At 33.1% G+C, this 14,234-nt stretch carries 11 protein-coding genes; 9 read left to right on the top strand and 2 right to left on the bottom strand.

Annotation, left to right across the window (positions count from 1 at the left end; all coding sequences use genetic code 11):
* Position 1: 1 nt before the first annotated feature.
* The 5 genes from RTP52_RS05190 to RTP52_RS05170 all read left to right on the top strand — a co-directional run bounded on the left by RTP52_RS05190 (position 2) and on the right by RTP52_RS05170 (position 4,659).
* Positions 2-790 carry an ABC transporter ATP-binding protein gene (locus RTP52_RS05190; RefSeq protein WP_312369665.1) on the top strand — a complete coding sequence of 263 codons (789 nt, stop codon included), beginning with the start codon at positions 2-4 and terminating at the stop codon, positions 788-790.
* Positions 791-794: 4 nt separating this feature from the next.
* A complete protein-coding gene (locus tag RTP52_RS05185) occupies positions 795-2,435 on the top strand; it encodes a hypothetical protein (RefSeq protein ID WP_312369663.1) in 1,641 nt (546 codons plus the stop codon).
* 144 nt (positions 2,436-2,579) lie between these two features.
* Positions 2,580-3,119 (top strand): YcxB family protein, encoded by a 540-nt coding sequence (locus RTP52_RS05180; RefSeq protein ID WP_312103024.1) that lies wholly within the window; start codon positions 2,580-2,582, stop codon positions 3,117-3,119.
* Between the two features lie 116 nt (positions 3,120-3,235).
* Positions 3,236-3,727 carry an adenylate kinase gene (locus tag RTP52_RS05175; RefSeq protein WP_312369661.1) on the top strand — a complete coding sequence of 164 codons (492 nt, stop codon included), beginning with the start codon at positions 3,236-3,238 and terminating at the stop codon, positions 3,725-3,727.
* A 341-nt stretch (positions 3,728-4,068) separates the two neighbouring features.
* Entirely contained in the window at positions 4,069-4,659 is a 591-nt protein-coding gene (locus tag RTP52_RS05170) for a nitroreductase family protein (protein WP_312369659.1), read from the top strand.
* 437 nt (positions 4,660-5,096) lie between these two features.
* Here RTP52_RS05170 and RTP52_RS05165 read toward each other — a convergent pair whose 3' ends face one another.
* Both RTP52_RS05165 and RTP52_RS05160 read right to left on the bottom strand, forming a co-directional pair.
* Entirely contained in the window at positions 5,097-7,724 is a 2,628-nt protein-coding gene (locus RTP52_RS05165) for a glycosyl hydrolase-related protein (RefSeq protein WP_312369657.1), read from the bottom strand.
* Entirely contained in the window at positions 7,724-8,806 is a 1,083-nt protein-coding gene (locus RTP52_RS05160) for a substrate-binding domain-containing protein (RefSeq protein ID WP_312369655.1), read from the bottom strand. Before RTP52_RS05160 ends, RTP52_RS05165 begins: the two co-directional genes overlap by 1 nt.
* 461 nt (positions 8,807-9,267) lie before the next feature.
* Here RTP52_RS05160 and RTP52_RS05155 point away from each other — a divergent pair, with 461 nt between their 5' ends.
* From RTP52_RS05155 to RTP52_RS05140, 4 genes are all read left to right on the top strand, one after another.
* Positions 9,268-10,161 carry a carbohydrate ABC transporter permease gene (locus RTP52_RS05155; RefSeq protein ID WP_312369653.1) on the top strand — a complete coding sequence of 298 codons (894 nt, stop codon included), beginning with the start codon at positions 9,268-9,270 and terminating at the stop codon, positions 10,159-10,161.
* Positions 10,162-10,198: 37 nt separating this feature from the next.
* The gene (locus RTP52_RS05150; protein WP_312369651.1) at positions 10,199-11,614 is read left to right on the top strand and encodes an extracellular solute-binding protein; all 1,416 of its coding nucleotides are present in this window, start codon (positions 10,199-10,201) and stop codon (positions 11,612-11,614) included.
* Positions 11,615-11,643: 29 nt separating this feature from the next.
* Positions 11,644-12,585 carry a carbohydrate ABC transporter permease gene (locus RTP52_RS05145; protein ID WP_312369649.1) on the top strand — a complete coding sequence of 314 codons (942 nt, stop codon included), beginning with the start codon at positions 11,644-11,646 and terminating at the stop codon, positions 12,583-12,585.
* 15 nt (positions 12,586-12,600) lie between these two features.
* Positions 12,601-14,234, top strand: a 1,634-nt coding sequence (locus RTP52_RS05140) for a discoidin domain-containing protein (protein ID WP_312369648.1), incomplete at its 3' end; no start/stop codon positions are given.

Here is a 14,234-nt window from a genome sequence, read left to right as displayed (position 1 = left end):
AATGGAAAATAAGAAAGAAGCAGTTATAAGCATTAATAATTTACATATGAGCTTTGGCTCTAAACAGGTGTTAAAGGGAATTAACCTTGAGGTTTATCCTGGTCAGATTATTGGTTACATAGGATCCAATGGAGCAGGGAAAAGTACTACGATAAAGATTATGCTTGGACTGTTGGAAGGATATGCGGGAAATATTAAAATCTTTGGTAGTGAATTGCTTAATGGTAATATTGAATACAAAAAAAGAATAGGATATGTACCTGAAAGTGCTGAGATTTATGATACCCTTACTGCTAGAGAGTATTTGATGTTTATTGGAGATCTTTATGGTAAGGATTCAAAACAAACAGAAAAAAAAGCTGTGAAACTAATGAAACTTTTTGGTATTCAAGAGGTGTTAGATGCTAGAATATCGTCATATTCGAAAGGCATGAAGCAAAAGGTAATGATAATTTCATGCTTACTACATAATCCAGATGTCTTATTCTTAGATGAACCATTAAGCGGTTTGGATGCTAATAGCGTCATTCTTGTAAAAGAATTACTAGTGGCATTAGCAAAGCAAGGAAAGACAATCTTTTATTCTTCTCATATTATGGATGTTGTAGAGAAAATCAGTAATCGGATTATCTTACTAAGAGATGGTCAAATTTTAGCGGATGGAAGTTTTGAAGAATTAAGAAGAAAATCACAAGATGAGTCTTTAGAGCAGATTTTCAATCAACTGACAGGGTTTAACGAGCATCAGTCAATAGTAGAAGAGTTTGTATCTATAATTGCGGAGGAGTGACGCTATGAAAGAATTCAAAACGTTAATAATATTAGACCGCTTCCGAAAAATGTTCGAAAAAATGGGAATAGATTATGATTTGATGCGAAGAATCCTTCAAGTGAAATTTGTAATGGACGGAAGAAAGGTCCCTTCTGTTGTAGGAAACGTGAAAGAAAAAAACAAAGAAACGGAGAATAACTTCCTGAAATCCCTATGGGCTTATGCATTGATGGGAATTATCAATGTTATCTTTGTAACGCTGAATGTAAGTTATCTCTTCCAAATGAGCCTTGTATTTGGCATTACAATGTTTATGGTGATGACGTCTCTTATTTCTGACTTTTCTTCGGTTTTGTTAGACGTTCGGGATAAGAATCTTATACTTTCAAAGCCTGTCAATAATATTACGTTAAACATGGCCAAAATCATACATATTGTTGTTTATTTATTTTTCATTACTATGGCATTGATTGGCCCTGCTTTGGTAGTAGGTACCATACGGCATGGAATTATATTTTTTCTTTTATTTTTTATAGAAATCATATTACTAGATTTTTTTATAGTAGCATTAACAGCGTTGTTGTACTTAGGAATATTACGTTTTTTTGATGGAGAAAAGTTGAAAGATGTGATAAATTATGTGCAAATTGGGTTATCTATAACGATTACAATAGGGTTTCAGTTTGTCGGACGATTATTTAATTTTATAGATTTGAACGTAACATTTCAACCTAGATGGTGGCAATACTTTGTGATTCCTACATGGTTTGGCGCTCCTTTTGAGGTTTTTCTCCGAGGAGATGTAAACATACATTACATCATCTTATCAGTGTTTGCGTTGGCTATTCCTGTTCTTTCTATTTGCTTATACATTAAGCTGATCCCAGTCTTTGAGAGAAACCTACAAAAACTAAATAACCAAAGCGGTAGAAATAAAAAGAAGAAAGGAAAGATAATTGCTTGGATTGCAACAATCGTATGTTCAACCAAGGAAGAAAGAACATTTTTTCATTTTGCCACCAAGATGGTGAAGTATGAAAGAGAGTTTAAGTTACGCGTATATCCTACGCTAGGATTTGCGTTTGTTTTTCCCTTCATTTTTCTTTTTACCAGTATGCAAAATGGTGGTTTTCATCAAATGGCTTCTAGTAATGCATATTATAATATTTACTTTTGTGCGTTGTTCTTGCCTACTGTAATTTTGATGATGCGATATTCAGCCAATTATAAAGGGGCGTGGATTTATAAGGTTATGCCGATTCATGAATTGGCCCCTGTTTTCAAAGGAACTCTGAAAGCTTTTTTAGTGAATTTATTACTACCTCTATATGTTTTAGAATGTATCATTTTTACTTGGATATTTGGGGCTCGTATTATACCAGACTTAATCGTGGTACTTCTAAATATTTTTATCTATACAGTCATTTGTTTTAAGAAATTAAAAATAGAGTTACCTTTTACGCGTCCCTTTGAACCAGGGCAGGAAGGAAATCAAGGAGCCGTAATTTTACTTATGCTAGTTTTGGGTATTTTGTGTTTAATACATTATCTTTGTAAGAGGGTGACTTTTGGAATCTATATCTATATTCCGGTAGCGCTAATCATAAATGTAGCTTTATGGAGAAGGGCTTTTAATATTTCATGGAAGACCTTAGAAGAGTAGATCTTATTAAAATAGTTCTTTGGGAAAGCTTATGAAACTGAAATATGTAGATTCGTGCAGATAAAGATTAGAATGTAGGAAAAGCCTAATTGAAATGTAGGTGAAAGCAATTGGAATACTCATTCAATTATAAGGAGGATTTAAATGTTTGATTTAAAGTTTACATATACCAAAAGAGAATGGATAAGAGCTATTCGAAGATATCTGTTTTTGTCAAAGATGATATCGGTGCCCATGATATTGACGATTCTATTTTTGTATGTAGTAATGATTGATTTAGTCATACTTAATAAGTTCATATGGTTAGCAATTATATTTGGTTCAATTAACTTTTTTGTCACGGTTGTCTATGTATATCTTTATTTTATTCAACCAGGATATTCCTATAAAAAAAGTGGACTCGAGCAAAAAGAGATACACTTTGTCTTCTTAGAAGACAAAATATTGAATGAGCATATCCTTGGTTCGTCTAAAGTTTTATGGGAGTATTACCATTCCTATTTAGAGTCCCCGGGGTCCTTCTTCCTTGAGGTAGCAAAGAACCAATACAATATCATCCCCAAAAGAGTGTTAGGAACGAAGGAACAGGTTGATGCATTCCGAGTACTAGTGAAAAAACATCTGATGGAATCATCTGAACTAGAACGCGAGAAAAGAATGAAGCAGAAAGACAAAGATATATAAAGGGAAAATTATAAATGACAATTACGAAGCAAGTAATTACCAAAGAATTAGTTACACTTACAAGGCTATCGTCTCTACGATTAATACTAAGGGCTAAATTTGAATGGAGGTGAAGAATGAAAAAGGAAATGGTCATTGGATGCCCTGGATGTGGTAAAAGTACATTTTCTAAGGCATTACACAAAGCAACAGGATTACCGTTGTTTCATTTAGATATGTTTTATTGGAATGCTGACAGAACTGTAGTTCAAAAATCCATATTTAAAGAAAAATTGCAAAGCACACTCGCACAAGAAACGTGGATAATTGATGGGAACTACGGTTCCACCATTGAGTTGCGGCTGCAAGCATGTGACACTGTTTTCTTCTTGGATTATCCAGTAGAAGTGTGTCTTGAAGGTATACAATCTAGAAAAGGGAAAGCACGCACAGATATGCCATGGTTTGAGTCGGTAGATGAAGAGGATGAAGAATTTATTACCTTCATAAACAATTACAACTCTGTTAGTAGACCAGTGATAATCGACTTGTTAAATGCGTATGCTGATAAAAACATTGTTATATTAAAAAGTCGAAGCAAAGCCAATGAATATGTAACTCAATTATAGTAATAAATTCCAGTTTGTGAGAATTTTATTTGATCAATATGCGAAGCGATCACAGTATACATTTATAGAGAATTCAAACATTAGAGTTCTTATAAAAATAATTATTATCTTTATTTAAGATAAAATCATTAAATTAAATAGGTTGGTGTGCGGTTATTAATAGCTTATTAATAACGGTTTATTTGTAATGCCAATATATTTAGTTATGATTTTATATTTACTCTCAAGGCGAATTTTACAATCTTTTTAGTGTGAAAGTCGTAGAGTAAATCTGCGGCTTTTTTATTTTACTGAAAATCATATTATTACATTTATTTTAGGAAAAAGAAAGGATGTTAAATATGTTATTAGAACTATTAAGAAATAGAACAAGTATTAGAAACTTTACAGGTGAGGATATATCTATGGAGATAATTAAGTATATTCTTGAAGCGGGAAGATTATCTCCTTCAGGTGGTAATGAACAGCCATGGATATTTGGTGTAATTATTGATAAAGACATGATAAAGAAGGTTTCAGAAATAGCTTACAACCAAAAATGGATAGAATCAGCCAGCTTTTTAATAGCTCTTTGTACCTGCATTGTAGAAAAGGAATGTGGTGGAAGAGATATTCAAAAAGCACGTTTTCCAAAAATTACAGAAGTAATTGAAAATATGAATGATGAAATTTATTCATGTTTAAATGTGGAAGAGCATCAGACAAAAATTCCCGGAACACATATGGCACTTGCAGCCTTAGAACATGGAATAGCATCAACCTGGGTATCCTATTTTGACGTTGATAAAATGTCAATGCTATTAAACTTGCCAAAAGCATGCATTGCCTCTGAAATACTTGCTTTTGGGTACCCCGCTAATAAAAAAGAACCATTAAAGAAGAAAAAGTTAGAGGAAATTGTTTTTTATAATGTATTCAAAATTGAAAAATAAGTACTTAATGAGAGGAGTGTTGCTCTGAAAAAAGCGTTGATAATATGGGGAGGATGGGCAGGACACAACCCAGAATCAATTGCGATTCTTTGTTATAATGGTTCAATTCAAATGAAACTGAATATGAACTTACGAAATGAACAGATATTATTGTTGAAAGATATACATAGCGTATTCGGTAGTACAAGTATCACAAATTGTTGCACACATTTAGCATGCTGCTGGAGCATTTAAAGACATAGAAAGTTCCCGAATGGTGATTTCTTTCATTTGTGGCAATATTTTTGCCATGTTTGAGACGATGGATCAAATTGTTTTGCTCCTAGATATAGATTATTGCAAAATAGCGGAGTCTTAATGAAAAAGCCTGCATGACATCCTGGAGAGGGTGGCTGTGCGGGCTTTTGTGTTATATGGAAAATGGATGGTTTATTTTGTCAAAATTCAATAAGAATATTAATCATTTTATACGGTGATGCATACACAGTCAGTTCATTGTTGTTTACCGTTATAGATTCTATTTTGTTTTCTAAAAAGTCACATAAATAAGCATTTTTTATATCTCTAGTCATGGTTATTGTACATGAGCTATTTTGGTCTGAATAGTTAGCACTTCGAATTATAATGCCTTTATTTTGAGAAGGCATACATGTGATATATGCCATATCCTTTGACTCGAAGGTAAAAGCACTTTCATTATGAGTAATAGTACCACTTGGAATGGTAAACTCTCTATAGCCACTTACATATTGATCTTTTATCCGAACTAATTCACTATCAGTTTCATTGGAAATAGGTAACAATGCATATTCAAAAATTTGCCTTCCTTGTAATTGCCCATCGACTTCGCCGTTCGTTCCAACAGTTTTACAAAAGCATCTTAGCATGGTAATATCCATACTGTTTTCTTTATCCCCAATACATGATACTTCATGAAGGCCACCTTTTGAAATAAAGAGAAGTCCGTTGTTGTGATTACGGATAAAGGCCATATTTTCAAAAGGATATTCTGATATATCAGCTTCTTTCCAAAGATAATGGCTATGGTCAATACCTACTTGACGTCTGACAATTAGATTGCATTGATTTACAAAGTAGGATTCTGATGGAACGTTAGTTGGCAAATGTAACTGTAAACGATGATCACGGACATTGTTTTCGATTTCAGTGAGGACTGTCACTAGCTTAGAGACGCGAGAAATCGTAAACTCTGATTTTATAATATATGGCTGATAGGAATCGCTACGTCGCGAGAAATCATATTCAAAGATTCTTTGGCTAGGTAGAGAGAACTCGTATCTAACTATAAATTTACAGGCAGCGTATCCATCAAAGGTCTTTTCAATATTTATTTTAGCACCAAGGGAGGATATCACGGTATCGTTAATTGGTCTTGTATGGAACCATCCGTCCCCAGCTTCACACCCGTCTATGAATGAATGAAGATTGTTATATTGATATCCTGTTTCTTTATCAAGGATATTAATTGTGCCAATAGGATTAATTTCAAATTTAATCCACTCATTTTCGCAAGAGTTAGGAGAGTTCGTAAAACGATCTGTTATTCTATATGGCTTATCGAATGGTTTAATATAAAAGTTTGTAAAGGTCATAGGTTTTAATGTAGCAATAAGAGCAACTCGATGTGGGTCGGATATATCTTTATTGTCACTTAGATGTTTACCTAGTTTACCTCTGCTAGCTTCTATGATATTATATGTTAATTCATTTCCAGATTCGTCATAAATGAGAAAGGTATTTCTTTGCTCATAGCGGATATAGGGAAGATTTTGAGTGCTAAAATTCGGAGAGAAATCGATATCAAATTCAATAAGTCCTTGGTATTCGTAGGGTAATGGATTGAATATTTTGACGTAACAATGATCGTCCTCTGATGTGGCATTATTAAATTCTGTTAAACAAAATTGGGTAAAATATTCTTTGGCTGTATAGTATGTTTTGCTAAAACGAGTAAGCATTTCCTTATGTACTGCGTCAATAGAGCAGCCACAGATGCTATCATGGGCATGGTTTAGGAGTAAATACTTATAGGCTAAGGTAATATAAGAATAAATATAATCTTTGTTATTAATTTCATTAATTGCAGCACATGGCATGGCATAATGTTCTATAAGATTTTGGCAGGTATCATTTGCTTTTTTTAAATCATATCGAGAAGAAGTAGTGTGTGGAATTAATTTGTTATGCATGATATTATCTTTACAATGTGAATTAAGCTCTCCTTCTTTTACCGGAAGTCCATCATCGATATAATTACTCAATTCATCTAATCTTTTTTGAACAACAGGACATTCAAAGTGTTTTGCTAATCTGTCTAGAATTTCTGGCATAAATTCGTGAATGGTAGAATGGTCCATTGCATCCATGAGTATTACGTAAGGTTGAGTGGTTCTAGTAAGTTCCCGTTCAACATACTCAATTGATTTTTGTGTTATTTCATCTATATGCTCCTCGTAGTTTGGAGCAAACTCATGTAATACTTCAAAGTAATAGGAACCATATCCGCATACTTCTGGAGCTTTAAAAGTGATAAGACTAGAGCCATCTTTTGATGTCCAATTAAAAAAGCAATCAAGTTCACTATCATTGGTTCCACGGCTTATTAATGCATTATCAATTTGAAATCCCCGTAATATTTGTGGAAAGTTTGCTACGTGACCAAAAGTATCACAAACATAACCTGACTTGAGTGGCTCCACTCCATACTGTTTAGCTATTCTATGGCCAGTAAGTAAGTTTTGAATAATACTTTCAGAGGAGAGGGTAAATTCGTCAGGCATAGTGTACCAAGGGCCAATTGCTAACTTTTTATCTTGGATGAGTTTTTTTAGCTCCATGTATTTTTCTTCTCTAATGGTTAGATAATCTTCAAGAATACAAGTCTGACCATCTAGAGTAAATAATTCAAAATCTTCATTGTTTTGTAATGTGTGAATAGCTTTATCCATAACAGGAATAAGCATATAACGAAATTCATCTACTGTTTTATACCATTCTCTGTCCCAGTGGGTTGAAGCAAAATAAAATATCATCTTTGGTTTCATTATTCTCTGTTACCTCCAGTTGATTGTCGTTCTATGATGTCACAATCGATAAGTATCTTATCGTTTGCTATAGCCTTTTTTGAAATATAACTAGTAATAAGTTCTGCTGCACTTTTACCAATCTCAAAACTTCTTTGTGAAATACAAGTTGGTGAAAAAGGAAGCAAATCATTAAAATCAGTATATTCATCATCAATAAAAATTATCTTTAATTCTTCAGGGACTCTGATACCTGTCTTAATAATTGCGCGATATAAATTAAGCCCAACTTGTCCGCCATAACTAAGCAATCCATCCATATCTTTATTTTGTTCCAAAAACTCTAATATTTGTTCTGATTGGTTTGGATCATTTTTTTTAATATAGATCATATTTTTCAGTATTATTTTTCTTTCATTTTCAACATGGGCTTTTTCGTATCCGGAAATACGTCTTGCAATGCTGCTAGAATAGTCTGGCGGCATGGATATAAAACCTATGTTCTGGCAACCTTTATCTATGAGTAATTGGACGGCTTTCTTAGCAATTTCTAAGTGATCACTGGTCACTGAACTAACATCAAAGTCATGTAGAGTACGATCAATAAAGACAACCGGAAATTTGTTTAGTGCAAGTACAAGTAAATCTTTATTATATCTTGCTCGACTGTTAGGAAATACAATAATTCCTTTCACACCAAGGTCAATAATATGGCTGATTAGGTTGTTCTTTATTAATGTTTCTTCTGTTTCGCTTATTATTATTAAGTGGAATCCGTGTGCTTTTAAATGTATTTTTACGCCATCTACGATTGTAGCAATAAACTTGCTTTCTAGATTAGGAAGCAATAAACAAATGAAATCGTTTTTTAATTCTTTGTTGGCTGCCACCTCTGGTGATATAAAAGATCCTTTTCCATGAATTCTATAAATGTATCCTTCATCTTGAAGTTCTGTTAATGCACGCTTGGCAGTAATTCTTGTAGTCGCAAATTTTAGTGCAAGTTGATTCTCTGATGGTAATTTGTAATTTGCTATACTTTGATTTTCTTTAATTACACCTAATAAATATTTTTTTATTTCTTGATAAAGATATCTGCTCATACTTTATCGTTCCCCCCCTAAAAATAAAATACATACTTGTATATAAACTTGTATAGAATGTTTATGCTTATGATTTAATTATATTATTTTTTTTCGTACTGTCAACTATAACTTGGTTGGTTCCTACAAGTTATTTGTGCATTATGTAAAATATCTATTGTAAATATGTTGCTAAACTATTAGTAATCACTATATATATACACAGTGAGTACTCAAATATAAGGATGATAGTTTACAAATTGGTATAAAAGGTGGTTGTGTTTTAAAAAAATGGGAAAAATGTTGTGCAAATTGTAAAAAAATGCTGTTAAATAAGCGTTAACTTTATCAAGTTTATCAAGTTTTTATATATTTCTAGAAAAAAAAAGCAGATTATTTGTTGACATTGATATTTTTAGGTGATAACATCACTTGTAAAAGTTGATGACTAACTTGTAATAATTTTGCTAATGGGGGCTGTGATGAAAAACATGACTGATTTTGAATCTAGAATGAACAAAGCAAGAAAGAATAAGAAGCGAAAAGAGTTAATTATGAAAACACTTGTAATATCTCAGTTAATTATTTTCGCTATCTTTTTTCTATTCCCATTTGTTTGGATGCTATCTGTTTCACTACAAACAGAGACAGAGATTATGACAACTGTTGGATTCTTAGAACAGTTGGTTCCTGATACTTGGCGTTGGGAAAATTACATAGATGTTTTTAGAACAATACCATTTGCGAGGTACTTTGTGAATAGTGGAATTGTTACGGGACTCACAGTAATAGGTACATTACTTTCTTCTTCTATAGTCGCATATTCTTTTGCAAGGCTTAGATGGCCGGGAAGAGATTTTTTCTATTCACTTATGTTGGTAACAATGATTCTACCATCATTTATATTAATGATACCTACGTTTAAGATGTATAGTGCATTTGGTATGACTAATTCATGGATACCATTAATTCTACCTGCTTTCTTGGGTGGAGGAGCTGGGAATATTATATTGATACAGCAATTCTATAAGGCCATACCAAAGGAAATTTTTGAAGCGGCAAAAATTGATGGCTCTAGTGAAATAAGAATTTGGGCTAATATTATGGTTCCATTATCCAAACCAGTTCTTGCCACTGTAGCAGTTTTTGCATTCTTATACTCATGGAATGATTATTTAGGACCGTTGATTTATGTGAATGACCAAAGTTTAACTACGGTTGCTTTGGGATTAAGAGCATTTCAAAGTCAATTAAGTACAAACTGGGGATTACTAATGGCAGGCTCCGTCATATCCATGATTCCAAACTTGATAATTTTTACTTTTTGTCAGAAGTACTTTTTAGAAGGTGTGAAAGCAGGAGCTGTAAAAGGTTAATATAATGATAAGTAAGGATAAATAAGGAGGGTTTTTTATGAAAGTATATAAAAATCGTAAATTATGTTTAGTAATGATGATGATTTTATCAGCAATGTGTTTGTTAAGCGGCTGCAGTTCGAAATCAGATAAGATTGATAAGGACGGGAATATTAATTTTAACTTTTGGTCTATTTTTCCGGAAGGTGATCCGAATTATGAATGGATGTTATCAGTGATTGATCGATTTGAAGAAAGAAACCCAAATATCAATATTAATTATACTGGAATTTCTTTCTGGGATTATTTCACCAAGATTACTACAGCAATGACAGACCAAGCTGGACCTGATATTTATCTCCAAACAATTAAAGATACAGGTGATAGAGCTAGAGGCGGTGTTTCAATGAATCTTACACCTTTCTTTGATGATACATATAATACAGGTGAGGAATTTTTCTTTAGCCAAGACATATTACCTATGACATATAAGGAAAATGTATATGGTGTTCCATATAGTTTAGATAATCGAGTTCTTTATTATAATATCGATATTGTGAATCAGTTAAAAGATACTACAGACACGGACTGGACGAATACGAAAGTTGGCCAAAAGACTGGAACTACAATTACAGGTAAACCAAGCGACTTATTAGATGAGAATGGCAACGTAAGAGCGCCACAAACTTATGATGAATTATTAGCATATCAGGAATTGCTTACAGTATACAAGTCAGGTAAAATCACTCAGTTAGGATTTGATGTTAATATTGGTAATTTTAAAATAGAGAATCTAGTCTTTACTCATGGTGGTGATTTCTTTGATGCAGAAGATAATCCAATGGTTTCTACCAATGAAGGTGTAAAAAAAGGATTTGAAACATGGTATGAATTAACTCACACATTGTCTCAGGCTAAAGTGAATGCATTTGTTGATACGGCAGGAGATAATACAACCAATTTATTCTGGTCTGGTTTAGTAGGTATTATCGTATCTACTAATGAAATTCCTTGGCAAAATGATGCTTTGGGTGATAGCAAAATAAATTTAGGTGCTGCACCAGTTCCTTATAATAACGTTGAGGAAAACAGATATAATTTTTCTGGCGGATTTTCTTTAGAACTTTCCAATCGTCTTAGTAAAGAAAGTGAAGAAGTTCAAAAAGCAGCATTTGAATTTGTAAAATTCTTAACATCAGAAGAAATTCAGAAAGAAGTTCTTACTGTGACAGGCAATATGCCAGCTAATAAAAAAGTATGCGATGCATTTATTAGAGAAACTGAAGATCCGGTGAAAAAAGTAGTGTTTAATGAAATGGATTATCGTAAGCCTTACCAGTATATCTATGATGCACCAAACTGGTTTGGAGAAGTTCAAAATAGTTTAACAGACTATGTTTCAGATAAGAGATCCCTAGAGGAAACACTAGAGAGAATTCAAAGTGCTATTGTGCAGTTAAAGGAAACTTATTAACAAAGAATATGATATGAGAAGGTAAATTAATGGGTGAAATAAAAAAATCTTCAATGAATGAAAATTTAGTAACGAAACAGAAGTCAAAAAAGACTAAGATGAAAAAATATAGTAAGAGAGAAACTATAATGGGATATCTCTTTGCATCTCCTTGGATTATCGGTTTTGTAGTATTGATGGCTTTTCCGTTGTTTTATTCATTATATTTGTCATTTACGAATGCAACAACAACGAATATGAATCTGGATTTCAGGGGCTTGGATTATTATAAGGTTATCTTACAGGATCCGAATTTTTGGGAAAGTGTAGGGAATACAATTAAGTTTGTTTGTATCAGTGTTCCATTGAATCTTTTGTTTGCATTGTATCTAGCTATGCTTTTAAACACTAAAGTTCGTGGAAGAAAGTTTTTCCGTGCACTATATTATATTCCAACATTGGTAACAATTGTTGCAGTTGTATTCTTATGGAAACAACTACTTGGTTCATCTGGAGTTGTGAATGAGTTTTTAGGCCTATTTGGTATAGAAGGGCCTGACTGGTTCCATGATTATACTTGGGCTACACCAGGTTTGGCAATCATGGGTATGTGGAGTGTAGGTGGTACAGTAGTTATCTTCTTATCTTCATTAACTGATGTACCAGTTGAATTATATGAAGCTATTGCTGTAGATGGAGGAAACGCCTTTACAAAATTCAAAAGCGTAACATTGCCGTCCATATCCCCAATACTATTTTATAATTTATTAACCTCAACCATTGGAGCTTTCCAGATTTTTGTTCAACCAATGTTAATGACAGGTGGAGAATATAATACGAATTATCTAGGTTATTACATCTATCAAACTGGTTTTACAGTAGGAAGGCAAGGATATGCTTCAGCAATGTCATGGCTTATGCTTTGCATCGTAGGAGTATTTGTAATATTGATTCAATTAGCTCGCAAGAAATGGGCATTCTACAATGACTAGAAGGAGGATTATTCTGTGATTCATGGTAAGTTTATTGAGGCCAAGGCATTTGCAAAGGAAGGAACCTATATTCGACAGCCCCAAAATGTTGTTAATGGTTCTGATATGAGTGGATATGGTGGAATGTCTCATACTTGTGGAGTTGATTTAGAAGCTACTTGGTTAACCGAGAAAGACATTACAAAAGATATTTGGATTGGTTTTGATTTGGGAAGCATAGTACGTCTTGGTTATATGTCTGTATGGAATTTTAATCAAACGGATGGATTTGAAGCTGGAATTAAAAAAGCTAAAATTTATTATAGTTATGATAATGAAGAGTACTTTGAATTTAAGGGAGAGGGATATCCTTACACATTTGCTCGTGCCAACGGAAAACCTAATTTGAAAGCTACAAATTTAGATGACGGCAAAAATTCACCAATTAATTTCAATGGGTTATCCGCTAGATATATTAAAATTGTGCCAGATATTGAAAGTGCAGAAGGTTGCCATGGTAAGTATATTGAGGGACAAACAAGATATGGATTAAGCCAGGTGAGATTCTTCTTATATCGAAGCGAACCGAAACAAGATTCTTATCTATATGCAAGAGCATTGGATCCAGAAATGGATGTTCTTACATCAAACTACGGACTAGAAGATGGAGAGCAGATTCTAGACGAGAACACAATGTATTTGAGTAAGCTTGGCCCAGTTCTTAAGGACATGATATTTGACTTAAATATGTGTACCTGCATAAAGGGTATTGATCTTATCAACTATAATGAACCATCTAAACTTAATGCTGGTATTAAGAAATTTAAATTATACTATAGCTTAAATACATTTGATTGGATAGAGCTAGGTTGTTATGAGTTAAACAAAGCAAAAGGCAAAAATGAAGAGATAACTACTTTAGTAAATGGTGAATTAATTCGTTTTCCTTCTGTGTATGCTCGTTACATTAAGTTATCCATATGTGGTGGTCCTGGTAAAGGAACTTATGGTTATGTAAATGGTTATGAATTCCGATTAGGGTTGAGTAAAATACAATTTGTAAGTGCAGATCATGGTTATTACGTAGAACCTGCTAGAGATTGGACAGCTTTAATAAGTAGATTTAGTGGCTGGACAGGTTCTGACGGAATATTTATTACTAACCTGTGTGGTGACGAAAGTAAACCAAAAGGAAGTAAAAGGGATACAGTAAAAAATGTAATTTCCTTTGGAGATACGTTCATAGGCGAAGTGAATCCTGTTACAAATGCCAGGAAAAGAGGAGATTTTGTTAATAATTCCATATGTTATATGGAAGGATTAGATCCTGATGGTTTGACCATGGAATATGTATATGGAAAAAATGGAGATAACACCATATCTAATCTTATTAGTAATGATAAGGAGTACAATTATTGGCTACAAGATTGTGTAATCACAGGAGGTAAATTTTATTCATTTACAGATAATGTGGTTACAGATAATGACAATACTGAGTTGCCCGAAGGATTTCGTTTCTATCTTGTAGGTGTTGATATGGTTAGCTTTGATGTTAAGGATGGAAGACTAGATTATTCTACTCAGAGAAACATACCTACTCCTTTGTTTGTACAAGGTAAGAAAAACATTATGTTCGGATGTGGTATTTATCCTAATACAAGTGAAGCGGT

The organism is Lachnoclostridium sp. (genome assembly GCF_031997925.1).
GTDB lineage: Bacteria > Bacillota > Clostridia > Lachnospirales > Lachnospiraceae > Lachnoclostridium.
The sequence above is the reverse complement of the archived record's forward strand: the minus strand, read 5'-3'. Positions and strand labels throughout refer to the sequence as shown.